Genomic DNA, 24437 nt, shown 5'->3' on the forward strand with positions numbered 1-24437 from the left:
CCTATCGTTACGATTTAAGGGCGACTGATGCTGAGGGGGATTTGCTTGCTTATTCTCTGATACAGTCGCCGTCGGGAATGACTGTTGATGAATTCGGCCGCATTAGTTGGACGCCTCAAGCAACTGATGTCGGTACGACGGGGCCGGTGCAAGTTGCTATCACCGATACTTTTGGCAAGACTGTTTCTGTTTCTTACAATTTAAGTGTTGTCGCGGATACTTCCGCACCTAAAGTCAATATTGTTGCCAGCAAAAATACAGCTAATCTCGGAGATTCGGTCACATTTACCGTCAATGCTGTCGATAACGTGAAAGTTGAATCTTTGGGTTTGACTATCAACGGCACTCCTGTAGTTTTGGATGCACAAGGTCAAGCATCTGTCAAGGTAAATAATTTAGGCAATTTCACGGCAATTGCAACAGCTAAAGATAGTGCTGGAAATGCCGGAACTGCCACTCAAACTGTAGCAGCAATTGACCCCACCGATGTCAACGCGCCTGTTATAAATATCGCCCTGGAAGATGATGCAGAAATCACCGCGCCCTTCAACATCACCGGCACGATTAGTGACAGCAATTTAGCTTACTATACATTGGAAGTAGCCCCGGTTGGTGGCGGGCAAATTCCGGGCGATGGCGGAGGATTTAAGGAGGTTTATCGCGGAACGACTGCTGTCAGCAACGGAACGGTTGCGACATTTGACCCGACTGTTTTGGCCAACGGCGCTTACGTTCTCAAGTTCACTGCATTCGACGCTAACGGCAACGGTTCGACTACTGAAAGGACGGTGAATGTTGCGGGCGATTTGAAGTTGGGCAATTTCCGGTTATCCTTTACCGATTTGACGGTTCCAGTTGCGGGTATTCCGATTAACGTGACTCGGACTTACGATTCTTTGAATGCCAACAATAGCGATGATTTTGGCTACGGCTGGCGGATGGAATTCCGGGATACTGATTTGAAGACTTCTTTGAAAGCTGACCCGATTTACGAGGAGTTGGGCATCAATACCGTAGCATTTGATAGCAAGACTAAGGTATTCATCACCCTACCCGGAGGTAAGCGGGAAACCTTTACTTTTAAGCCGACTCCGAGTCATTTGAATCAGTATTTAGGGGCTGCTGGGCCGGGGGCTGCGATGTACAAGCCGGCGTTTGAGTCTCAGAAGGGTTCGACGGTGACTCTGACGGTTAAGGATGCGAATTTGGTCAGGAACGAGTACGGCGAGTATTACGGGGTGAACGGGCAGCCCTTCAATCCTGAAAATCCGGCTTTTGGTAGTGTTTATGTGTTGACTACCAAGGAAGGGTTGGTTTACGAGATTGATGCGAAGTCTGGGGATTTGCTGACTGCTACTGATGCGAATGGGAATAAGCTGACTTTTAGCGATGCGGGGATTGCAAGTTCGACTGGTAAGTCGGTGACTTTTGAGAGGGATGCTGCTGGGAGGATTGTCGGTGTTGTTGACCCGGATGGGAAGAAGGTTAAGTACGAATACGATGCGAAGGGGGATTTGGTTGCTGTTAAGGATAGGGAGAATAATGCAACTCGGTTTGTTTATGAAGATGAGGACAGGCCGCACTTTTTGACTGAGGTTATTGATTCGTTGGGACGCAGTGGAGTTAAGACTGAATACGACGAACAAGGTCGCCTCAAGCAGATGGTTGATGCCAACGGTTCGGCGGTTGAGTTGGTTTATGACCCGAATAATTCGATTCAGAAGGTTAAGGATGTTTTTGGCAAGGAAACTACTTATGTTTACGACAGTCGCGGGAACGTTTTAACTGAGATTGACCCGTTAGGTAAGAGGGTTGATAGGACTTTTGATGGGGATAATAACGTTCTGACTGAGACTGTAATTACCACTGAGTTAAATGCTGCTGGAGTTTCGGTTGAGGTGAGGTCGAAGACTGAGTGGACTTACGATGAATCGGGGAATAAGTTAACCGAAAAAGACCCGTTGGGCAATGTTTCTCGGTGGACTTACAACAGTCGCGGGCAGGTTTTAACTGAAACCGACGCCCTGGGGAATGCTGCGACTTATACTTATTCTCCGAGTGGCAATTTGCTGACGACTAAGGATGCGACGGGGAATGTTACTAAGTATAGTTATGATATGAGGGGAAATATTCTAAGCCTCACCGATGCTGCTAATAACATCACCCGCTTTCAGTACGATGGTGGAGGTAACGTAACTAACTTAGAAGACGCATCCGGTAACAAAGCTACCTACACCTACGACAGCAACGGGAATATGCTGCGGGAAACAATGAAAGTAGCAACTCCCACTGGTGAGAAAGAATTAGTAACAGAATGGACTTACAACAATGAAGGGAAAATTAAGTCAATTACCCAATCTGGGCGCACTACAACTTACGAATACGACAGCAATGGCCGCCAAAGCGCCAGCATTGATGGAAATCGCCGTACCGAGTACCGATACAACTCTCAAGGTAAATTAGTCGAAACCATTTATCCCGACGATACTCCTAACAACTCTGACAATTCCCGAAGCATTACTGTTTACGATAAAGGAGGTCGTCAAAGGGCTACTATCGACCGTGACGGACGAGTTACCCACTACAAATACGATGACGCGGGACGGCTGACTGAAACTGTTTATCCCAACGAAACAGCCAATCAAGTACAGCAATTGCTGAACGCTATTTCTCCGGGTCAAACTCCTCAATCTGTTGACTGGACAAATATCGTTTATCCCGACAGTACGCCTGCTTATTTAGCCAGCAATTCTCGAACCAAAACTGAATACTACAAAACTGGAGAAGTCAAAGCAGAAATCGATGTTTCGGGGAACCGTACCGAGTACGAATACGATTCAGCAAATCGCGTTACCCTCACTCGTTTTGATGCTACTAATTACATCACCTATACTTACGATGCAGTTGGAAATCGCAAGACTGAAACTGTTTTTGCTGGAGGAACTTCGACTACTACTACTTATGATAGTAAAGGTCAGGTTACAGCAACGACTGACCCGAATGGCAAAACTACTAAGTTTGAATACGATGCTAACGGACAACTCAAGGCTGTTGTCGATGCTTTGCTTCATCGTACTGAATACGCTTACGATAGTGCGGGCAATTTGACAAGTATTAAGGATGCTTTGGGTCAGGTAACGGCTTACGAATACGATGACAAAGGTCGCCGCAAGGCGGTAATTCGACCGGATAGCAAGCGTTCTACTTTTGTTTACGATGATGTGGCTAACACTGTCACGATTACGGATTTTAATAACAAGACGGTTAAGTATACTTACAACGACCAAAATCAAGTTGTTGCTAAGCAGTATCAGAATGTTAGCGGTGCAACTGTTAGCGTTACTTACGCTACAAATGGGTTGGAAGAAACAATTACTGACAGTCGGGGCGCGACTGTTTACAAGTATGACAGTTTGGGGCAGGTAATTTCTCGAAAAGACCCCACTGGCCCTTATCTTGCTAGCGGGAATTCGATTGAATATAAGTATGAATCCGGGCAAGTTAGTGAGGTTAAGACTCCAACTCGCACGACTGGCTATACCTATGATTCTGAGGGGCGTTTGAAGACGGTTAGTACGCCGGATATGGGGACGGTGACGTATGATTACGATTCTCTGGGGAATCTCTGGAAAACTTCGTATCCGAACAATTTAGTTGAGACTCGTATCTACGATAGTTTGGGTCGTTTGGATTTGGTGAAGACGGTTAAGGTTGACCCGGTGACTAAGGTGGAGTTGCAGGTTGTTTCTAGTTACGATTATGCTGTCGATAATGTTGGTAATCGCAAGGAAGTAGTAGAAAATAGCGGTCGTAAGGTTGAGTACAAGTATGATGATTTAAATCGGTTGTTGGAGGAGAAGATTACTAATGACCCTAGCGGGAAAAATCGGGTTGTTGGTTACACTTACGATGCTGTGGGGAATCGGTTGAGTAAGACTGATTCTGTGAGTGGGGTAACGACTTATATTTACAACGGTTTGAATCAGCTATCTACGTCTACAACTAATGGTGTTGCCACTATTTATTCTTACGATAGTAATGGGAATTTGATTTCGGAGGTGACTGGAAGCAGTTCTACTGTTTATCGTTGGGCGAATGATGGTGAGAATCGGTTGATGGGGGTGACGGTTAATGAGGGTGGTGTTACTCGGAATGTTGGGTATCAATATAATGCTCAGGGGATAAGGGTTGGTAAGGTTGTTGATGGGGTGGAGACTCGGTATTTGATTGATGAGTTGCAGCCTTATTCTCAGGTTGTTGAGGAGTATGATGCTGGGGGGAATGCTAAGGGTTCTTATGTTTACGGGTACGATTTGGTTGGTAAGTTACAGGGTGGTCAATCGTCGTTTTATCACGTTGATGGGTTGGGTAGTACGAGGGTTTTGACGAATGGTTTGGGGGCGGTTACTGATAGTTATTCTTATGATGCTTACGGGAATTCGATTGTCTCGACTGGGGGTTCTAATAATGCTGATTTGTTTGCTGGGGAACAGCGGGATGGGGAGACTGGGTTGGATTATTTGCGGGCGCGGTATTATGACCCGTTTTTAGGGAGGTTTGTTTCGGCTGATGCTTATGAGGGGACGCTGAATGACCCGATGAGTTTGCATGATTATCAGTATGCTCATGCTAATCCGGTTGTTAATACTGACCCTAGCGGGTATTGGTCTATACAAGAGCTGTTGGCAAGTATTCAAGTGCAGAGCATTTTATCAGGAATGCAAAGCATTGGTCTCACTTATGCAAGGGCTAAGATTTTTGGTTCAGCAGTATTAACGGGCTCCTTTTTTACCGGTTTTCTGGGAGCAATACTAGGAGCATTTAGAGGAGCATCTAATAGCATAGAAAACTATTCGATGTCCAGTGGGAAAACGGTGGAAGAAACAATGATAGAAGGATCACTAAAAGGAGCTTTAGAAGGGGCTGTTAGTGGTGCAATAATTGGCGGAGCAAGTTACGGTTTAGGGGCATTAATTGGTCCTGCTTTAGCTGCTACTTTAGGAAATGTAGGAGGTGGGATAATTACTGGCGCAACGAGCAGCATTGGAGGAACACTTACTTTTAAGCTGTTCAATTACGCAACTGGTCAGGAAGAAAAATTTGAACTATATGCTTTTATGAGAGATATAGGATATGCTGGAGCTTTAGGGGCGATTGGAGGTGCGCTATTTATTCGAGCCGGACAAGCTCCCCCTAACAACCCTCAGCTAATAGCTCATTGGCAGCCGCCGCGTTACCCCGTAACCCCACAAAGTCAATTACGAGAAGGAGATTGGGTGATGATTGGAGGCAAAGGGATTCTTAACTATCTTGCGTCAGGTATCTGGACTAAGTTTTACCGATACCGGAATGCTTTTACAACAACAGTACCTGGGGCTACATTAAGTTATCCGACTGGATTTATGGATGCTTGGAAAGGATTAATAGGACAACGAATTTACACCAATTATATTCCCCCTCATCCAACTCCTCCTCCTATTCCTCCAAGGCCTCCCGCTCCTTAATCTAGCCAGAAATGCTAGTTGATAGCAGTGAGATTAAGCCAAAGGGAAAAATCCAGGGCTTACGCAACTAGGGAATATAGCGCGTCTAAATGAGTCATGCAATTCGATCTCTATTCAGAAAATACCCGCTCGAGCGAGCGAGTAATCGGCATTGCATTCGAGATCCGCAAAGCTGCTCTTATAACAGGATTAACCTATTGTACAAATGATTTAGACTTGCTATAGTGATGAGCGAGCATACCCGCGAGCAGCCGTAACCATGTGCGTGTGATCGACCCCGAAGTATCGTTTTCGACTCCAGCAAGTGACTAATATCGTTTCCGGCTGATTCGGAATTATATAGTTTGATGCAACTTGCGTCAGCGGCGTTGAACATATCATACCGATGCAACCGTAATTGATATAATACACAAAATTTATTGACCCTTTTGGGTTAAATAACCCAGATTTTACGATCGCCCCAACTGGATTTCAAGTATATTGTCAAAAAGGAAAAGAGTTATGTTAAGTAAATTTAGGCAGATATTTGTAAAATCTTGGTGCGCACCAATAGCCACATTTATTTTTTTTACGAGTACGATAGTTTTTATTTCGACCTCAATCCAGCTATTTTTTTTCCCGGGTAACACTTTTGCTAAAATTGCCTTTGGTTTCTCACTGGTTTCAAGTTATTTAATGCCACTAAATCTATTTTCAGTAGTCATTGCAATATTGTTATTTGTTCTCAGTAATCTTTTTAAGTTTAATGGTAGCTTAAGAGACGCTATTGGGGGTATAGGAGGGATGGTAGCACTAATAGGAATTTTAACTATTATGCTTTCGGGACTATTAGACACATCTACTATTTATTTTATAAATGATAGCACGCAAATTTTAAGATTTGCATTTTTCAGAACATTAGAATACTCATTTTTTAGCTCTTTATATTTATGTTCTTTTTTGAGTGTTTATAGGATCTTTTATATTAAGGAAAACAAATAAATAACACTTTTGAACACAAGCAGCAAAAAAATTAGCAACGAATATAGCGATTTTCACTAATATGAGATTTATAATATTACCTAAATTCAAGAAGATTTTTAAGCTTGATCGCGTACCTCATTTACCAGCTAAAGGTTATACTTGATCTAAGTTAATTGCTTCTTCGATCACACTTTTTAACTCACAAAACTTTCCCCCTGTACAAAAGCAACCTACCAAGCATAAAATGCAAAAATATCCCCCTACAAACAACCATGACACCAAAAATAACCCTTAGCGGGTGACAACGTACCTATAATGCTTGCTTCATAAAGGATAGAGCCAAGAAGCCGCGCTGAAAATAGAGACGTTTATGGGGTTTGAGCGCAATTAGACTTGTTACCCAATCGTTCCATAATTCCATCCCATAGATCCACCGTTGTCCATAGAGGCGAGCGACTAAATTCACTTTGGCGTGGGGTTTTGTCTTGATGCTCCTTGATCCGTCCTGCATAAATTTCTACACCTAACTTCTTGAGCCATTGTCCGTGAACCGTCGCCAAACTATAAGCAAGCGCAATCAATAAGACCAAGGATAAAAAGCGAGTTTCATTGACCTTGGTATCTTCTCGCATTATAACCAGCAGTTTTGTAATCTTTGAACATCTGTTCAATGCCCCACCGACAACAATAAACATCTAAAGTCAGCTTCAAATTGGGGAGATTTGTCAGAATATACCAAGGTTCTTTTGGTCCGGGCTTACGATATTTTCGTTTCCAATACACAGCCAGATTAAATGGCCCTAAACCGTCTCCTTTATTTCCCAAAATATTCTGATAAAATTTGGACATCCCAGGTTTGAAGCCAAGCTTTTTGAGCACTTGATAGTCTTCACCTAAATTCTCTTGAAATTGGAAGTCTTTTTTCTGACGTAGTGCAAAAGATACACCCCTGGCATCAAGCCATGATGCGAGTTTGGGGCTATGAAACTCTCGATCCCCTAAGACTAAGACGGGATAGTTCTTAAACAGAGGAAGGACTATACCTAACAGTCGTTTTTGAGTCTTGAGGTCACTGTTACCTGACTTCTTTAAGAGTTCCCAATATATCGGAAGAGCATGAGTTCCCCAGACCAGACTAACCATAAATATATTGTGTCCTTTCCACTGTGTCCGGTCGATTGCAACAATCCAATAGCCATACTTTTGATGCTTGAGTTTTCGTACACAGCGACGTTGTTCTCGGTTTAAACGCTTTCCGGTTTGTTCTTGTCGAATCCAATATTTAATCAGGGGAAACCACAATAGTTTGACGCACAACTGAGGTAACACTAAAAATCGTTGTAAGTTTCGTTTGCGGCTTTGATATTGAATCGGTTGAGGAAAGACACTGGCTAATACGGAGAGCTTGACCTGACGATGAGCCTGAAGCAATAACAACAGCAGTTGCAAGGTTAAGTATTGGCTTTCATTGAGATGAGGGAGCAGAATTTTTTGGTATAATGGTGGCAACATTTTGTTTTTTGGGGAGCCCGTGTGGCTCCTTATTTTTTTTACCTTACCATTCTCTCAAACCTTTGTCCTGTTTAGACTAGAGGTGCCTTGTCACCCGCTAAGAAAATAACCATTCAAAAAGTAGCGAGATCCCATTTGTCAAATTAAATTGCTCGATCGTCAAAAGTGCTCTCGTTCTTTGCGGTCGCTCTCGGGCTGTTTTTTTATTCAAGCGCGAGAGCGACCCTTAACTAATACTTATCCCACCTCAACTCGAGCTCCACGATCGAGCGTTCGCACTCTCGCCGCACGCGCACAGATTATAAAAATGGAGACTCGGGTACGCTCGCACCGGAAAAAACCGCTGCTTTTTCGCTCATAACCAGAATGGGCGAGCGTCCCACGTCCGGTGCGATCGCGAATAACTACGCTCACCCTAAAAACCTTGATGCGCGATCGTGGCGAAGCGGCTCGCGCCACCAGCATACTCGAGCGGGCCGATTTGAACCGTTGGCAACTTCGGAGGATAAAATTTTACTTTTAGATTAGTTTCTCAAAGTTCCTCCGCAACTGCTGGCAATCCTCGTTCCGCTCACTGCGACTTTATATTCAGCACTCTCCTAACTTTCACCTTCCCCCTGTACAAAGACAACTTGTACAGTATAAAATGTAACCCTATACCGCTCTACCAACAACCATGACACCGAAAGTAACCATCCAAGAACTAGCCTTAGCCCTAACAGCCAAAAACCACTCTCCCACCCTCCTCAACTCGGATTTCCTCAAATACAGCGGCATCGTCCCCGCCGATTGGGAACTAGCCCGCCCCCCCATTTTCAGCCCCCAAATCTCTCAAGTTGCCTTCACCAACGGCATCAACATCGTCGCCCAATCGAACGCCATAACCTTCATCGAATCTCTCTCTACAAAATCACAAGAAGACGTAAAAATTCCTGCCATTATCCGCAAGTACGTTGAAGCACTACCCCGCACCGACTATCAAAATTTGAGCATCAATCCGAGAAGTTTCGTTACCTTTGAAGGGGGAGATGAAAACGCAGCTCGCGAGTTCATCACCTCCACTTTACTCTCGAAAGGCACTTGGTCTGATGTAGGGAAAGCTCCCGTAAAAGCTGCTGTCAATTTAGTTTACTCTCTGGAACAAGGAGAACTCAACCTGAGCGTTGCCGAAGCTTTGTTGCAACTGCAAGAGGCCGAGCCAACTCCCGCAGTATTGTTCTCCGGTAGCTTCCAGTACGAAATAGCAGGCGAATTAGAAGGCGAGAAACTGCAACACTTGTACAAGCTTTTGGAAAATTGGCAGCCGGATTTAGAAGCATACAGGGAAATTGTCAACGAACGGTTTTTGGGGAAAGAAGTTGAAGAGTTGCCGTCTGCCGCGTAAAAGATAAGAAGGTAGGGGCGTGAGCTATTGGAGCCTCAATCAACTTCTTTCAACCGCTCCATCTTCATCGCAGTTCGCTCCGGTTTCCAAGGCGTGAGTCCCTACCCGGACACTTCTTTCAACCCATCCTCCAGCAGCATTCGCACGATATCCACTTTCTTGCGCCCAGTCCTAGCCGCCAACATCGACAGCTTGCGGTGCAAAGATTCAGACATATCCACAGTAAACCTGACCGTCGCTTCTTTGTCGGGTGCTTGCAACTTGCTCATCAGGCTACTCTCCTTGGATTGAACGGGGATGGGTTCTGGTGCAGATGCTTTCGACTCCGGTGCTGTTGGTGCTGGCAATAAAGCGAATGGTGTTGGCGGTGTCAGGGGTGTTGGCTGTGTTTCCGGTGTTAGCGATGCTGCGGGCGTTGGTGCTGGCGATACAACGTCCGGTGTTGGGGGCGATGCAGCTTCGTTTGTACCGAAAACAAATTCTTCCATCGCGCTGCCCAGCGGTTTGCGTTTCAAGGCGTTCATGTTAACGCTCCCGTGATTTCTTTAAACAATCGGCCGTACTCTTTGCCAGAATCTTTTGCTGGTTAACCGCCCAAATCCCATACAGTCGCTGCTTGACCCGAAGAATCGGCAATCGCTTGTTTTTGGTGAATGACTGATTTGAGCACGGCTTAATGGTCGGTGTAAGTTTTCCCAACAACTCCATTGCTTCGGTTTTGAGCTTCGTTCCCTTCACTGCCCGACTGAGGAACATCACTGCTTGGGGCGGGCCTTGCCTCACCTCCATAGCTTGTTTGATAAGTCTCACGGCATCGGCGGCTGATTGTACGTCGATACCACTTGAATGAATCCCAGCCCAACAACACCCAATTTGTAAACTCTAAATCCTTCTCACGGCTAGGCGTTACAGCGTCATCGCCACAAAATTAGAGACTTGATGGCAGGCAAAAACACGCCCCTAATTAACGAATTACTGAGGCAACGCTATAAAAACATTCAAAACATAGAGTCAAGCATTTCGGTAACGTCCTGTTGGTCGCGCCCCCGGTTGTCGTCATATATCATGAGCGTGTTTAAATTCCTGTGCCTGCTGAGTTTCTGAACCTTCCGCACATCCCCGTCTGTTGCATCCAGTGCCGCTGTGATGGCTGAGTGCCGGATTCGGTGGGGACTCATTTGTTTTTTGATACCAGCCTTTTCGCTATAACGGACAACCATCTTGCAGATACCGTCGCCGCTAAGTCTGTGTCCACTGTGGGCGGAGTCAAGTGCTATAAAAAGCGGGCTATCGGGCGAGCAACTTCCCCTTGCTTCCAACCAATCGGCGATCGCCTGCACTGTCGCAGAACCCAAATCGATCGTCTCAGCTTGCGTACCGCGTCCCTTGCCAAGAATTCGCAAAGTCTTACCGGCCGGGTCAAAGTCACAAACACTCAACTGACTGATTTCGTTTCGCCGCAAAGCATTACCCCACAGCAAACGCAGCAAAGCATAGTCTCTCTTGCCAGCTTTCGTTGCCAGATCGCACCCGCTCAAAATTCGCTCAAAAGTGGCTCTATCAACGCCCGTTGTATCTCGGTAGCCGACAATTTTCTCCCCTTTGATGTCCCCTAAAGTATAGTGACACACGCCGAGCTTGCGACCCATTTCCACCAACGATTTAACAGCCGCCAGCCGCCGATTGACCGTGACCTCCTTGAGTCCCTTGTCGATCAGCTTAGCTTTGTACTTCAAAACCACCGAAACTGCTTGCCGTTCCTCAAGGTGCAAAAACTCCAAAACGTTATCAGGCAAGGCGGGCATCCCCGTCATAGTTACCAAAAAGTCATTTACGTCCCTCTCGTAGGCGCGGCGAGTATTTTCGGAGCGCTTGTCGGCGAGTAATTGTTTGAGCACGTCAGGATCGGTATCTAGAGTATCGAAATACCTCTCAATTTTGGCATCGAGGGAAGCTTCCAGGCGGGCGATCCTCTTCGAGGGCAACGCTTCCGACAGTTCTGCTTTCATTATTTTTGCTATTAATAAGCGAAGTTATTAATGGCGCTCGCTGATTGGCTCTCTGGTGCTTGGTTTGGGTTGCTGCACCCTTTTGGTTTCTCAAGACCAATTTGAGGAAGCTGAGACGGCGGTGAGGGCGCAGTTAGATTGCAGTCGCTAATCATCCCTACCAACTCTCTTGGCGATCGCCAAGAGTTGCCACAATTTCCTCACTGTCAGTCGCTCCCATTCTCATGTCAATGCCAAGCAAACCCGGCAGCCCAACACTAAACCGAATGAATGCAGCAACCGCCCAACAATACGGGATTCTGTACGTTGAGCTATCTAGAACTTCAAACATTCAAATGTTTGAACATTCAAGCATCTAATCCTTGGGCTTTTCCATTGGGGTCGAACTTTTCGAGCGCTCGACTGAAAACAGAGATAGTTGTCGCGATCGAGCACCGTAATCCCCAACAGGTAAACCGTTCGTGCGGGCGACTCAAAAAGGAATCGGGAATCGCAAGGCGAGACAGTTTCTTGTTTTTAGAGGGGGGGGTAAATGCTTAAACATTCAAACATCCAAATGTTTAGATGTCAGCTTCGGCATCGAACTGCTGAAGGTATTGAGCGACGGACTTTTCCACCAGCTCGCTCATTTCCTGGCCTGATTGCGCTGCTGCGGATTTAAGTTGGCGGTGCAGAAGTTTTGGCAGATAAACCGTAGTGCGAACAAAGTTGGGGTCTTTGCTTTTAGATAGCGCCACACTGGGTGAAAGGTCAGGTTCACCGGGCTTGAGTTTCTTGGCCTTCAGTAAATCATCAAAGCGACTCACGGCAGTATCTCCTTGCCGACAGCGGCGTAGCAACCCCAAGCAGTTTTAGCATAAGGGTCTTTGATAGCGTTTACGGGCACCCCGGCGAGGGCAGCTTTTTGAAATACCGCTAGCCTCCTTATATCAGACTTGAAAATGGGCAATCCCGCTTTTTCGATGGTTGCCCTAGATTCAGCCCCGACTTTACTCGGAGCAGGTGGGATGACTGTAAGCAGGATGCGGTAATTGGATTGCAGAGAATAGAGAGCTTCCACCATTTGCAGCATAGCGCTCAGGGCCATAGCATCGGGAGAGCTGGGCAATATCAGCAAATCACACCCTTGGGCTAGAGTTTTGAGGTCTTCTGGAGTGGGTCGAGCCGGCGTGTCGATGACGATGTGTTCGTAATCCCTGGCATATCGCACGCCTTGCTTTTCATCGACTACTTTGAACGGGAGAGAACCACGAGCAGCCCAATCTAAGGCACTGCGGTTGAGGTCGCCATCTACCAACAACGCGGGTGCTTTGGTTTGCAAGTAAGCAGCTAAATGCAGCGCTGTGGTTGTCTTCCCGACTCCGCCCTTGAATGAGGCGACTGTCACAATCATAGGTAAGCCTGTTGAGTTCATCAACTAGATTTTACACCCTAAACATCTGAATGTCTAGATGGTTGAATGTCTAGATGTCTGAATGTTCACAAAAAAGGTGATGACTGTTTGCTACCCTAAACGAGCATAACCAGAGTGCTTGACCGCTTTTGGAACCTCTCTAGTACGCTCCACACCACAACGGCAAAGAAGATTTCTAATGACCAAAGTCCAAGCCAATTCTAAAGAAACGACGGTTAGGTTTACCGTTAATATGTCCGAATCCCTCATTGAGAAGGCAGGGGCTCTTTACAACGGCTGCTCCCTTTGAGAAGGCGGCTCGAATGGCAGCGGAATAAACTCTGTCTCTTGAGGAACCTGACCAAACCGTCCCTCTCTCCAATCGAGTTTAGCTTGTTCGATGCGCTCGCGCCGGCTCGAAACAAAATTCCACCATTTATGCCGCTCGCCCACAGGTTCGCCGCCAATCACAATACAGCGAGCCGTGCCTGAAGCAGAAATGTTTGCCGATGTGCCTGAAGTTAGAACCGCCAACCGATGCTGTTCTAAAGGCACTCCATCAATAACAAGCCCCTCTGTTACGCTGTAAACCGCCTGTTCGCTGTAATTGCCCGGTAAGGTAAATTGTTTGGCAGGCTAATGCTGAAGAGGCTTGCAGCCACTTCCTGATATCTTAAATGGGTTCTATACGGCTCTAAACAAGATGGCCCGTGCCTTCGATATTGCGATCGAAGACTTAGTTGAGATTTTGGAAGAGTAGGCGATCGCTAAAACTAGAAAGTAGAGTGATAGCTTGGCTGATTAGGGTACTGATGGAGGTAATTGCGGGGTTGACTGTGGGTGACTTAACTCGATTGGAACTCCTAGTTTCTCAGAAAGTTCCAGAACATTATTGCTAAAGTCAGCCGCTCCAGCTAGAACTCCAGCACTCATCGTAGCAAATGTGAACAGGGCAACTAAGCGGGTTTTAATTCTTTGGGGTTTTCGCTTGTCAGGAGTATTGATGTCCTCTTGCAAGTCATCCAGATGAACCAATGCTTCTTCACGTTCGGCTTCGGGGAATTCTTGAGCCATATCGCGGAGAGAATTGATTAGCCTAGTAATTTCATCAACATTCTGTCCAATATTTTGGGAGAAACTGGAAACACTACCACTGCCACTCTGAATAAAACCAATACTTGAATTTGGAGCGTGGATTCTTGTTTCGTTAGTAATAGATTCATTTTGATTGTGAGTCATAGTAACATTGCTTCCTGTGATTATGGTACCTTTATTATTATTACCTATGTATAGGCTAGAGTGTATCCTGATGTGTTCAGAAATTTCTTCTTCTAGAATGTTAGTATCAGAACGCAATATAGACAAAGCTTGTAAAAGCATCTGCATATTGTGTTTATTAGATGCTCCAATATCAGATTGCCTAGCAAGTTGAGTTTGCAGGTGCTGAGTGACTGTATGAACATTGTCGCAGATAGTCTGGAGCCATTCTACAGATTTCTGGGGATTATCACAGATTTGTTCGCACTCATTCCATATTAACTGAAGAGTTTGAGCGATCGTTCTTTTTAGGGCAAAGAAGAGGAGAGCTGCTCGTGCGCTATCCTGTAAGGAGTTAGAAAATTCAATACAGTGTTCCAATAATGCTTTATCGAGCGATAGTTCTAATTGAGCTAATCCGAGAGTTTTGGCTAGAGTGGGTTTTATACTACAAAGCCATTTGGCTAAGGCAAGTTCATCAACAGTCATCTCCTTGACTAAAGGCCAACTTCTTGCTCTCCAAGTCACTGAGAGGATGCTTGCAGTATAAGCACTGAGCAAAAATGTCCAAATATCGCTATTGATTAATCGTTGTTCTCCTTCGGTGAGGATATCTTGCAACCATTTTGAATGATCGGGCTGACTTTGGTAGTAGTGGCTAATGCCTAAAGTAATACCAAGCAATTCTGTAGGACGATAGAAAAACGATGTCCGATCTGCGGGAAAATGATTCCGACCAGATAATCTAGTTAATCCCTTTGCCCAGCTTTCGAGAAAATCTTCACTAAATTGTTTGCCACAGGCAAGACTATAGCCTACGGCTGCCAGAACAGGTGCTTCACTAAAGCGGTTGGGTGATAGTTTTGTTCTGTCTATATCATTGGCTACTTCAAAGGAAATATGACTGTTTGTTTGATAAAAAACATAGTTAGCAAAACCGCTTTCTGGTGATTCACTGTGATAGTTCGCCTGTAAATACTGTGCAATGCTTTCTAACTGAGAATTGAAACAGTTCCTAATTACATCTATCATAGGAACCATTTACTTGCACGAAGTTTGATATTGAGCATTGCAGGCGACCATCCCCGAACATTCTGTAGACGAGCGAGTAAACCCGCAATCAGCTCAGAGTAATAGATAGTTACAGGATCGGATGCAGGTAACAATGATTTCCAAGACAACGAAGTAAACTTCAGCACTTGTTCGCTGAGATAGGTCAGGTCGCGGTAAGTCGATTGAGGATGAAGATTAATGAGTAACGGCGTCGGTAGAGGTGTGCTGGATCGCTTAATCAGCTTCGATCCCTTTGTACTTAGCAAGCGAGTGTAGCGCCCAAGTTGCAGAATAGTACCTCGTTCTGGTGCATAAATACCTTTGCGTTCGCCTTCTTTTACGTTAACACCCTGTTGAGACTTATCGAGCATTGTGAATGGGTGGTCGTGGGAGATCGTTAAAAACGCGAATTCAACATTTTGTTCGTTACCAACTTGAGCGACACACTCAGCAATAATATTAGCAACGTCAACATCTTTAAGTGGTCTCGCAGCGTGAAATACCAGTCTTACCGTATCATTTGGTTGCCAGCCGTTGCGATTCTTTATTTCCTGCAAGATTGAGAGAGTGGAATTCCTTAATACACTAGGATATTCATCATAAGTACAGTCTTTAGACAAATTCCCCAAAAGGTAATTACCATCCCCTCGAAACACTGTGGTAATTCCCACAAATCGCTGTCGTTCCGTAAATCTACTACCTGATAATTCGCAGGTGCCAACACCAATAACCAGTTCATCATGAATAGTCAGATCGTGATCTACAGTCCAAGGTACACCATTCATTTTGGCATAAAGTGCAACCGTCAAATTTTGTAAAGTGTATTGCAGCTCATTTTCCGATTGATTAATTGTGGCTAAACGAACCTCTTGAACGGGAATACCTGCCATTAATAGAAGTGATTTGGAGTGGAGGTAGGGATTCTCGGAATCTGGTAGCCGTGTATGGTTATCCAGAAGCACCACCATTGCGGCATCAGGCATAATCTCTCGACTAGCTAAAGTTCCTTCAATTGTTTCCCTATAAACAATGGCGGGTGGATTGTGTGTATTTTTCAACCACGGAAGGGGTTCTAATGTAAATTTCGGATTAAAAAGACCAAATATTTTTGCCAATCCACCAGTGTACCGGGATGTTTCTTGCCACTCTACATTTCTATCGTCATCAATTTTTTTCTTCTTAATGCTAATACCGTCACGTAAGCTAACGAGAAAATTTTCAACTGCACCTTGTGCTGTATCTGGGAAAAAGACAATTATTTCTGGAGTCTTTTTAGAAAAAGTTTGACGGCTGAATGGTCCATATTGATCGATGCCAACCCAAGGATAAAGCGATTTTTTAGTCCGTGCCGCATCAAAGCAATACTCAACTGATGATGCTGCAATTACAGACTGATATTCTTTCGTATTTATAGCTTCAATGCGAGCGCCAATTGTTGCTTGTAGATCGGGTGCGATGTTCAAAGTCGCTTTATTGGCAAGAAACTTATGGGCTTTATTAGTAAGAAAACTATGCATTTCAGTCAGAGTTGCATCAACTGCCGGTCCAATCAATAGCTTACTATGCTCGTTATTAAGCGCCGATTCAAAATTTTTGTACTTATCGCCAAGTATTGCTTTCAGACAACTACTAAACGAGGCTTTAGAACCTTCTAGCCAAACTTCTTCCTCATGAATAGAATCTATTTTGTCAAAGGATTCAGAAAGATAAACAATTTGTGTTGAAAGACTATCTATCCGCCCAACTAAGCGTCGCTGACCCGGAGCGCATTGACGGCGAACCACATATAAATCCCGAAGTTCAACACCCTCATTTTGAAGTGTGCTTAGGGAGGCATGAATTTGCCAATTAGTTTTGAGACGAAGAAATAATCCAATACCAGATTCATCGTTCTGAATCTCAAAAGTTTTTGCTTCAAGAATGTATTTTGGAAAGACCTTGAAACTAGAAATAATGTCTGGTAAATTTTTGACAGCGCTAATAACTTCACGGATAAGTTCTTTTTTTTGAGCAAGGAAAGTAAAAGGTTTGCGCTTTAAAGGATTATATTCTAAGAAAATATCTGGTAGTAAATAGCTTATCCTACTGATTATAAGTTGTAAATGTTCCTTACAGCTCAAATCCTCCAGTTGACCAAAAGACTTCTGGGGATTTGTGACCTTGGGAATACCGTACAGTTTACCTTTTCGCCAGTGAAAAAACCACTCATCTCCCAGTAATTCTATAAAACTTTTTAATTCCTGGCTATTCGGTAGGTTTTGCACATATCCTTTGAAGGTTTGTGCAGAGAGTGCTACCTTGAAACCGTTGAGTTGAATATCCAATTTACTCATAAATATACTTATATTTAAATAGAATTTTTAGGATTAGTATTATAGGTGATTGCTCAATAACATGAAGGTGATAAAAATTGCATTATTGAAAATAATATTACATTTTAAGTTGGTAGTTTTATACTATAAAATGAGTCTTGTCTATTATTTTAGCGTTGAAAACTTATAGGTATCCTACATGAATAAAGTAGTGATTACCGTACTTGGCTTTAGTGCGATTACCCATCGTTGTAGTAGTGCAGTTAGTCTAAGCCGAAATAATTTAGAGCTGCATGGTAAGCTCATCTAATTTGGTATAAATTGTATTTGACAAAAAGGGCAAGATATAAAGGAACATCCTGTCAATAGCGGTTCTTTTGAACCCATTTGAGATATTTTGACGATGGACAGACAACGGACGATGGACAGACAACGGGCGATCAACTCGCAGCCTCCAAGATGTCAAATGGGTTCTATACAAATAGCTATCTCTAGAGAGTTATAGCAGTGATTTGTTTAAACTTCCCCAACGGAAAGCTGTTGTAGAGTGTCGAGTTCTCAACCAGCTTTCTGCTTACGAGACGGTGGAGAGTTCGTCAGTGACTTGAATCCGACCTTTGAGCAGGGAGCGAATTAGGCGATCGAGCGAGCCGCGTTCTTCTTCGCTGATGGACTCATCGAAGATGGCAGCCATGAGGCCGTAGCGGTCAGCTTTAGTGAGGCGGTGAGTATCGGTGACAGTGGCGATTAATTCGTTGATAGCGCCTGGGAGAAGGTTGAGGGGAGACATGGGATTGCTTTGAACTCGACACCTCAATCATCGCCTTGTTTCCCTTAAGAGCAAGTGATGGTGCTGCTATTTTTCCGTGATAATACCGAAGGTGTTGGGTAAGCCACGTCCGTGTTACAAGCGATCGAAGTCACAATAACCCAGTGGATCTGCGGAGCAACTAGAACTTTTGGCGCTGCTGAAATTAGGTACGGTTGATGCGCTGAGCAATTCATAAAAACCAATTCAACTCAAGTCGTATTCAGCAATATTCGCCTCGCGCGATCGCATCCATCCTACCTCGCTCGCCGAACGCCCGATGAAAGCTTAGCCCCTAAAGTGTTGGAAAAACTCACACCCTGCGTTTTTCCACACACTTGCCTGTACCTCCTTTCCCTCATCGCTACAGACAGCCAATAATGCTTCGGCTGCTGCGCCTGCATTTATGCGGATGCCGATGCAGCGATCGCGCTGTATAATGCTCAGCGAAGGAACGGGCTAATTTTGTCCAGTCCCGTCTTGAACCAAGCGACGGATGCTGTATATTCTACGTCCGCCCTCCGTGAGCTGGACTACCACGTTAAGAAATACCCCCGACCGATACAGTATCTCCGTCAATATGCCAGACTCTCAGACGTGGACACAATCGCGCTTATTATGAAAATAGAAGGCACGGCCTAGCATTGCTCAAGAAAATCTGCGAAGAGCTCTCCATCCTCAAAATCAAAACCCTAAGTGCTGCACGGCCCGTCGCTTCGTTTCTTCGCCCCGGCGATCGTACTTAGCGGTCGTCACAGGGGAAGCGTGACCTGCCAACTTCTGCACTGTCACGATATCGACTCCAGCATCGAGGAGGTCTGAGCAAAACGTCCGCCTGAAATCGTGGGGAGAGAAAGAATCCACTCCAGCGAGTTGAGCCCGTCGCTGCAAAATCTTTAAGACACCATCCTCCGTCATCCGCCGAAATTGAATTTCTCCTCCCTTACGGATGGGAAAAAGCAACGGGCCCGGTTCCTCTCCTCTCAAATTGAGCCACTTTTCTACCAAGGCCATCGCTGCCTCTGGGAGATAGACCATCCTGTTTTTCTTCCCCTTCCCGAATCGAATTTCCAATGCTCCAGTGGAGCGGTTGAAATCGTCCAAATTAAGGCTGACTGCTTCAGCGCGGCGGATGCCTCCCCCCCGCAAGATAGCAATCAAGGCTGCATCTCGAACATCAACGGTACTCTCGCCAGAGCAACTTTGCACCAGCGCTGCAATTTCATGTGGGGATAACGCTCGCCCCCTTGGTTTTCCCGATTGCTTGACGCTTCTCACGTCTACCGCCTTGCTGTAATCCAGGGGGTCGATTAAATCTAACCGCAGAGCCTCCTTCAACACACGCCTCAAGGCGCACAGCATTTGATTGACCGATGCCGGCGCGTACTTTTTCTCCAAAGCCGAGCGCAGCGCTGCCGTGTGCTTGTAGCGCAATGCTGCCCAATTCAACGTCATCCGGTCGCACTCCGAGCCCGCCAGCAACTTCGCCATGATGTCGAGTCCTGCCGCCATCGTTGCCTTCGAGCGATCGCTTCCCAAACTGTCAAGGTACACCTCCGCAGGATGCAATGCCAGTGGCACCGGTGCGTGCAACTTCAAGGTTTCCGGCTGTTGCTCTCCAATTCGGTTGAGCATTTACTCTTGATAAGTGTGGTTATAAATACTAATTTAGACTAAAAAAGACTTGCCTTTATCCAAAATTTACCTCTCAAAAGAGTCGCCCTCAGCAGCACCTGGAGGTTGGTTCTCCCCGCCTGGCAGAGGCTATTAACAAGCAATATTGTTACAATTATTCATCTAGCGGGTGCATCTTCAAACCTGCTTTGAGGAGAATTAAAGGGCGATGTGGCTTAAATTTGGTGTTGCTCTCTTGGCGACTTTCCTGACGGGGATTCATGAAGTGGTACGGGGAAAAGCTAACCTTGCTTGTCACGCTCTGCGGTGTGGGTGCGCTTGCTTTCCAAGCCGCGTTGTTCAAACAAATCCAAGAACTTTTGCTGCTGAGCGAGGCTGGGGAGATAAATGGTGGAAAAGGGGTCACTTTCCTCAACTTAATGTCTAGTATTTTTTATAGCATAGGCACTAGACAAGAAGCTCAATTAAGGTGCTAGACAAAAAGCTCAATTAAGGTGCTAGACAAAGCTCAATTAAGGTGCTAGACAAAAAGCTAGAGGCGCTAATTTTAAGCTAGCGTGATACTAGACAATTAAATAGCATTATGCTAAATTGCGGCTAGTTTATTACTAGACAAGACTATGACGAGCAAAACTAATAAGCCCGAAACCACAACAAATAAAAGGCTTCAACTCAACTTGAGACTGGACGGACGGGAGGACTTGGTAGAAGCTATCAAGGCCACCGCCGAAACAAAAGGCTTAAGCGTAAACGCTTGGGTTGTGGGCTTGCTGGAGTCAGCGACAGGGGTGGAACCCGCTAATACAGCGCCGACAGGTGGGGATTTAGAAGCGGCAGTTACCTCTGTACTAGATAAATTGCTAGCAGATAAGCTAGTTAATATCAAATCAGAATTAAAAGCTGAATTGCTGGGGGAGTCGGCGGCCTGAGCGAGGGCAACGATGAATCGCTCAGGCTTGAATTGCAGGCTGATGTAGGTTGGGTAGAGCAAGAATTGAACGAGGTTCGCGGTAATTGCAGGGTGCTCAAGGAGGAACGCGACGAAGCCCGCGCGGACTATGCCAAGCTTCTAGAATCTAGTACCGCAGTGGCGGACAATCTGCGAGAGGATATTCGGCAATTGCGATCGCAACTCGAAGCCGAACGGGCCGATCGCCAGCAAGTCGAAGCCCAACTCTCCGACCTGCAAAAACGACTGGATGAAGCCGAACGGAATCCAGCACCAGAAATTGAGTTATCAGACAAAGCCGGTAAAGTTGCAAGCCTGACGGGGTGACAACCCCGTTAAAACATAGACTCAATCAAGGACATAGCTCTCATACCCTTCTGAAAAAATGGCAATTTATTAGGTCTTATTTTCATTAATTCAACAACTATTTCCTGACAATATTCTATGCCTAATACCCAGGATTGACCCGATAATCCAATCCAAAAGCTACTATGCCGAGCTACAGTTCGCCCACTTTCTGTGAGGCGACCCACATATTTTTGAATGCCCATTCTTTTAATTTTGTCTCCTTGAAAAATAGCGCAAGTATAGGCAAAAGCTATTAATAAAATCAAGGTTTTTAAGCGCTCGTCACAAGCGTGACTTTTTTCGAGGTTATAGCCTCCTGTCTTGCAATCTTTGAACATAGCTTCGATCCCACTTCGACATCTAAATGTAGCCACAGCTTTTTTTAAAGTTCCTACATTTGTGAGGAGATACCAACCTTCATCTTCAACATGACCTTGATATCGACGCTTCCAATAACCTGCGATATCAAACTTGCCAAATCCTGTTTGCTTCGTCACTTTAACATCCCTAAAATAAAAGCTAGTACCTGGCATCAAACCCAACTCACTCAATCGCTTATATTCTTTACCTGCTTGTTCAATATATCGCCCCTTTTGTATTCTTAAAACAAACCTTACATTCTGATCGCACAGCCATTTTCCCAGTTTGACACTCCCAAATTCGCGGTCTCCTATTATCACAAATTTATATTTCTTTAACAAAGTCAGGATGGGACCAATCAATCTTTTTTGATCTTGGATATTACTACATCCTTTTTTCGGTAAGATTTGCCAGTATAATGGTAATGCTCTCCGCTGAAATATCAGGCTGATGACAAAGATATTTTTGTCCCGCCACTGCGTTCTATCAATGGCAACTTTCAACTCTTTTTGCTGGTTAACTTGAGTTCTTAAAATGTATTTAATCAGGGGAAACCACAGATTCTTAACATTGAGAATAGGTAGCTTCAAAAATCTTTGAATCCCTCGTCGCCTGCTCTCAAACAAAATTGGATAAGGCATTAATGTTGCCAGGGATTCAATGCTAACTTGTTTCTTGATTTGAAGCAGAAAGATTAAAATACTCAGGGTTAAGTATTCTGCTTGTTTCAGTTGTTTCTGGAAACAAATTTGGTAAAATGGAGGTAACATTTTCTATAGATGGGGTTGTTTAACGATATTGACCCCATCTTTTTTTACCATAAATCGGTCAAACCTTTGTTAGCTATGGGTTTTAACGGGGTTGTCACCCCGTCAGGTTGCAAGCTTCTTTAAAACTCTGCTAGCCAAAGATACCAAGCTGGTCAAAGATATAAAGCAAGACAAAGACGTAAAGCTACCCAAGGATACTATCTCGAAAATTGAGGAGATTTTAGGGGGTGGCGATGGATAAATTGGATGAGTACAAATGGTGGGGGAAACCCGGCGAACCTCCCCAAAATCTCAAAACCAAAAAGCAGCTCGCAGAACTGGGGTTATCGCCCCTAAAAGCAGTCGGAATTATCAGGGCGCAAAAGTACGATGTTTTGCTTTATGACCCCGACAACCCAGAGTCCTGTCGCCCTAAAAGAAAACCGACAGAAAAGCAACTCGAAACGCTTGCTGCTAACCGTGAGAAAGCCCGAATCAAGCGCGAATATAACGACTGGTACAAAAGCAGGGAACGACTAATCGAACAGGACAGGGTGGCTGCTGTGCGTTGGGCGCGTGACGAATTAACCAGGGATGACTGGGTAATTCTGGATACTGAAACGACGGAACTGCACGATGCTGAAATCGTGGAAATTGCTATCATCAATCCGACGGGTGAACCGCTGCTAAATACACTCGTAAAGCCCACGATTCCCATCCCGACTGATGCTGCTGAGATTCACGGCATAACGGATGAAATGGTGGCAAATTCGCCTTTTTTTCCTGATATTTACTCGCAGATTGTAGAGGCGCTGAAAGACAAACGAGTATTCATTTACAATGCTTTTTTTGACATAACAATTCTAGATTACTGCCGGAGATTGCACGATCTAGAAAGCTTCAATTTAAGCAGGCGCTATGAGTGCGTAATGACCTGGCACGCTCAGTGGGCAGGTGACTGGAGCGATTATCACGAAGGCTACCGATGGCATCCTCTTTGTGGCGACCACCGCGCTCTGGGTGATTGCTTGGCAGTGCTGGAGCGGATAAAAAAGATGGCTGCGGATGACGATAAATTTCATTGCCCCGTGCCTAGACCTGAGTGAGACGATCGTCCAAAACAAAAAAGCTCCCCGACCGAAAATGTCAAGGGAGCTTTTTTACACGATGGGTAATTTGCAATTGGTAATTGGCAATGAGTCTTTGCCCCAATTACCAACACTATAACGGTTTCAGGAGTTTTGGCGATCGGCTAATTCGATTCGCACTTTTTTATTTTTTTCTCGTGCTGAAATCTTTCAGCTTCATAGCCGGCACGAGAAGCGGGAGATTGCAAATCTTCCTTTTGTCCACCACTTTGATAATGATGTTGGCCCTTGATAAATTCAAAATGAAATTCGTGATTTGTCATTCTCTCTCCCGTCGCTAGTTCGTTTGTTTCTGTCAAATCGCCTCTAACACAGTCGCGCTCGGTTATGTTGTCGATGTGAGCGTGTGCGATGTTCAGTGCGGCCATCCGATCGTCGGTTAATTGCTGAATTTGCTGTGGTGGTTGCCAGCGATGGCCCCAGTTCTGGCGAAGTCGGGGGAGGGCGATCGGACTGGGAAAGAGTTCGGCAGCGCTAACCCAAACACCAACACCGGAAATCTGACTCGCTCCCGTAAGCATCAAACTGTTGGCGCGATACCCTTGCCAGCATTCCTTGCCGGGATTCTTGCCACAGTCGATCGACAGTCAGAGGTTCGCGTTTTATAACCTTGACCGTGCCGATCGCTTCACCTACTGGCAAGGTTGAATAAATTACAATGCTATCGCCCGCTTTTAGAGAGGTTCCTTTCGTTGCCTTTTCTCAATTCAATTGTTTTTGGATTGCAGTCGAGGAAGAACGCATCAGCCCACGTCGGGCGGACAGAGATTAAGTAAGTGCTGCTGGGTTTATTCATCTTCATCCTCATTCCGTCTCAACGCCTCCCTTAACGCTTCTTGCATTCGCTACAGCTAAGTCAATGCTTTCGCTGGCAATATCTATCAATTTCTGTTCGGGTTCTTCCAGCCACGACGTATCTGTAAATGGATTGCAGATGTGCGCTTCGGCTCTGAGTTTTGCAGCTTGCAAGAAGGCGATGCAGGTAGCTAATTCATCAGGAATTGGTGGATTGCCGGAATGTTCATACTGCTTCATGGTTGGCATCGTTTTGCT

At 45.2% G+C, this 24437-nt stretch carries 19 protein-coding genes and 2 pseudogenes; 5 read left to right on the forward strand and 16 right to left on the reverse strand.

Features of this window, described 5'->3' with window-relative positions:
• A partial coding sequence (locus tag AACV78_RS26220; RefSeq protein ID WP_445329598.1) for an RHS repeat-associated core domain-containing protein occupies positions 1–5504 on the forward strand: 5504 nt, incomplete at its 5' end.
• A 1273-nt stretch (positions 5505–6777) separates the two neighbouring features.
• Here the strand turns inward: AACV78_RS26220 and AACV78_RS26225 are convergent.
• Positions 6778–7979 (reverse strand): annotated as a pseudogene (locus tag AACV78_RS26225) (IS4 family transposase).
• 676 nt (positions 7980–8655) lie between these two features.
• Between AACV78_RS26225 and AACV78_RS26230 the strand changes: the two are divergent.
• On the forward strand, positions 8656–9363 hold the full coding sequence (locus tag AACV78_RS26230) for a hypothetical protein (RefSeq protein WP_194010881.1): 708 nt from the start codon (positions 8656–8658) through the stop codon (positions 9361–9363).
• Between the two features lie 101 nt (positions 9364–9464).
• On the opposite strand, the gene AACV78_RS26235 is transcribed toward AACV78_RS26230, so the two are convergent.
• The 11 genes and pseudogenes from AACV78_RS26235 to AACV78_RS26285 all read right to left on the reverse strand — a co-directional run bounded on the left by AACV78_RS26235 (position 9465) and on the right by AACV78_RS26285 (position 20236).
• The gene (locus tag AACV78_RS26235; RefSeq protein WP_194010882.1) at positions 9465–9887 is read right to left on the reverse strand and encodes a CopG family transcriptional regulator; all 423 of its coding nucleotides are present in this window, start codon (positions 9885–9887) and stop codon (positions 9465–9467) included.
• Between the two features lie 474 nt (positions 9888–10361).
• Positions 10362–11372, reverse strand: a complete 1011-nt coding sequence (locus tag AACV78_RS26240; protein ID WP_194074356.1) for a tyrosine-type recombinase/integrase — start codon at positions 11370–11372, stop codon at positions 10362–10364.
• A 157-nt stretch (positions 11373–11529) separates the two neighbouring features.
• Positions 11530–11703: a hypothetical protein gene (locus AACV78_RS26245; RefSeq protein ID WP_190274480.1), complete on the reverse strand. Its 174-nt coding sequence runs from the start codon at positions 11701–11703 to the stop codon at positions 11530–11532.
• A 229-nt stretch (positions 11704–11932) separates the two neighbouring features.
• Complete coding sequence (locus AACV78_RS26250; RefSeq protein ID WP_015179878.1) at positions 11933–12178, reverse strand: ribbon-helix-helix domain-containing protein; 246 nt, start codon at positions 12176–12178, stop codon at positions 11933–11935.
• The gene (locus AACV78_RS26255; RefSeq protein ID WP_333417703.1) at positions 12175–12786 is read right to left on the reverse strand and encodes a ParA family protein; all 612 of its coding nucleotides are present in this window, start codon (positions 12784–12786) and stop codon (positions 12175–12177) included. Before AACV78_RS26255 ends, AACV78_RS26250 begins: the two co-directional genes overlap by 4 nt.
• 267 nt (positions 12787–13053) lie before the next feature.
• Positions 13054–13386: pseudogene (locus AACV78_RS26260) on the reverse strand (pirin-like C-terminal cupin domain-containing protein); the annotation flags it as partial.
• 180 nt (positions 13387–13566) lie between these two features.
• Positions 13567–15054 carry a hypothetical protein gene (locus AACV78_RS26265; protein ID WP_194011270.1) on the reverse strand — a complete coding sequence of 496 codons (1488 nt, stop codon included), beginning with the start codon at positions 15052–15054 and terminating at the stop codon, positions 13567–13569.
• Positions 15051–17408, reverse strand: a complete 2358-nt coding sequence (locus AACV78_RS26270; RefSeq protein WP_194011271.1) for a protein argonaute — start codon at positions 17406–17408, stop codon at positions 15051–15053. Before AACV78_RS26270 ends, AACV78_RS26265 begins: the two co-directional genes overlap by 4 nt.
• A 553-nt stretch (positions 17409–17961) precedes the next feature.
• Positions 17962–18177: a hypothetical protein gene (locus tag AACV78_RS26275; RefSeq protein WP_194011272.1), complete on the reverse strand. Its 216-nt coding sequence runs from the start codon at positions 18175–18177 to the stop codon at positions 17962–17964.
• Between the two features lie 702 nt (positions 18178–18879).
• Positions 18880–19830, reverse strand: a complete 951-nt coding sequence (locus AACV78_RS26280) for a tyrosine-type recombinase/integrase (RefSeq protein ID WP_194011273.1) — start codon at positions 19828–19830, stop codon at positions 18880–18882.
• 154 nt (positions 19831–19984) lie between these two features.
• Positions 19985–20236 carry a hypothetical protein gene (locus tag AACV78_RS26285; RefSeq protein WP_194011274.1) on the reverse strand — a complete coding sequence of 84 codons (252 nt, stop codon included), beginning with the start codon at positions 20234–20236 and terminating at the stop codon, positions 19985–19987.
• Between the two features lie 214 nt (positions 20237–20450).
• Between AACV78_RS26285 and AACV78_RS26290 the strand changes: the two genes are divergently transcribed.
• Both AACV78_RS26290 and AACV78_RS26295 read left to right on the forward strand, forming a co-directional pair.
• On the forward strand, positions 20451–20759 hold the full coding sequence (locus tag AACV78_RS26290) for a hypothetical protein (protein ID WP_194011275.1): 309 nt from the start codon (positions 20451–20453) through the stop codon (positions 20757–20759).
• A 32-nt stretch (positions 20760–20791) separates the two neighbouring features.
• Entirely contained in the window at positions 20792–21106 is a 315-nt protein-coding gene (locus AACV78_RS26295; protein WP_194011276.1) for a hypothetical protein, read from the forward strand.
• Between the two features lie 8 nt (positions 21107–21114).
• Here AACV78_RS26295 and AACV78_RS26300 read toward each other — a convergent pair whose 3' ends face one another.
• Positions 21115–22257 carry an IS4 family transposase gene (locus tag AACV78_RS26300; RefSeq protein ID WP_194011277.1) on the reverse strand — a complete coding sequence of 381 codons (1143 nt, stop codon included), beginning with the start codon at positions 22255–22257 and terminating at the stop codon, positions 21115–21117.
• 233 nt (positions 22258–22490) lie between these two features.
• On the opposite strand from AACV78_RS26300, the gene AACV78_RS26305 reads away from it, so the two are divergent.
• A complete protein-coding gene (locus AACV78_RS26305; protein ID WP_194011278.1) occupies positions 22491–23342 on the forward strand; it encodes a 3'-5' exonuclease in 852 nt (283 codons plus the stop codon).
• Positions 23343–23488: 146 nt separating this feature from the next.
• Here AACV78_RS26305 and AACV78_RS26310 read toward each other — a convergent pair whose 3' ends face one another.
• From AACV78_RS26310 to AACV78_RS26320, 3 genes are all read right to left on the reverse strand, one after another.
• Complete coding sequence (locus tag AACV78_RS26310) at positions 23489–23905, reverse strand: hypothetical protein (RefSeq protein WP_228042478.1); 417 nt, start codon at positions 23903–23905, stop codon at positions 23489–23491.
• Positions 23859–24026, reverse strand: coding sequence for a hypothetical protein (locus AACV78_RS26315; protein WP_228042479.1), 168 nt, complete (start codon positions 24024–24026; stop codon positions 23859–23861). The genes AACV78_RS26310 and AACV78_RS26315 overlap by 47 nt, the downstream gene beginning before the upstream one ends.
• Positions 24027–24188: 162 nt before the next feature.
• Positions 24189–24428 carry a hypothetical protein gene (locus AACV78_RS26320; RefSeq protein WP_194011279.1) on the reverse strand — a complete coding sequence of 80 codons (240 nt, stop codon included), beginning with the start codon at positions 24426–24428 and terminating at the stop codon, positions 24189–24191.
• Positions 24429–24437: the final 9 nt, after the last annotated feature.

This window comes from Tychonema sp. LEGE 07196, from assembly GCF_963890365.1.
GTDB lineage: Bacteria > Cyanobacteriota > Cyanobacteriia > Cyanobacteriales > Microcoleaceae > Microcoleus.

Bases quoted from the DNA above. Each gene is read 5' to 3' on its own strand.
- AACV78_RS26245 (WP_190274480.1), bottom strand. From the start codon at position 11,703: ATGTTTGAAGTTCTAGATAGCTCAACGTACAGAATCCCGTATTGTTGG.
- AACV78_RS26270 (WP_194011271.1), bottom strand. From the start codon at position 17,408: ATGAGTAAATTGGATATTCAACTCAACGGTTTCAAGGTAGCACTCTCT.
- AACV78_RS26275 (WP_194011272.1), bottom strand. From the start codon at position 18,177: ATGTCTCCCCTCAACCTTCTCCCAGGCGCTATCAACGAATTAATCGCC.
- AACV78_RS26310 (WP_228042478.1), bottom strand. From the start codon at position 23,905: ATGCTTACGGGAGCGAGTCAGATTTCCGGTGTTGGTGTTTGGGTTAGC.
- AACV78_RS26290 (WP_194011275.1), top strand. From the start codon at position 20,451: ATGACGAGCAAAACTAATAAGCCCGAAACCACAACAAATAAAAGGCTT.
- AACV78_RS26320 (WP_194011279.1), bottom strand. From the start codon at position 24,428: ATGCCAACCATGAAGCAGTATGAACATTCCGGCAATCCACCAATTCCT.
- AACV78_RS26230 (WP_194010881.1), top strand. From the start codon at position 8,656: ATGACACCGAAAGTAACCATCCAAGAACTAGCCTTAGCCCTAACAGCC.
- AACV78_RS26255 (WP_333417703.1), bottom strand. From the start codon at position 12,786: ATGAACTCAACAGGCTTACCTATGATTGTGACAGTCGCCTCATTCAAG.
- AACV78_RS26265 (WP_194011270.1), bottom strand. From the start codon at position 15,054: ATGATAGATGTAATTAGGAACTGTTTCAATTCTCAGTTAGAAAGCATT.
- AACV78_RS26235 (WP_194010882.1), bottom strand. From the start codon at position 9,887: ATGAACGCCTTGAAACGCAAACCGCTGGGCAGCGCGATGGAAGAATTT.
- AACV78_RS26280 (WP_194011273.1), bottom strand. From the start codon at position 19,830: ATGCTCAACCGAATTGGAGAGCAACAGCCGGAAACCTTGAAGTTGCAC.
- AACV78_RS26305 (WP_194011278.1), top strand. From the start codon at position 22,491: ATGGATAAATTGGATGAGTACAAATGGTGGGGGAAACCCGGCGAACCT.
- AACV78_RS26240 (WP_194074356.1), bottom strand. From the start codon at position 11,372: ATGAAAGCAGAACTGTCGGAAGCGTTGCCCTCGAAGAGGATCGCCCGC.
- AACV78_RS26300 (WP_194011277.1), bottom strand. From the start codon at position 22,257: ATGTTACCTCCATTTTACCAAATTTGTTTCCAGAAACAACTGAAACAA.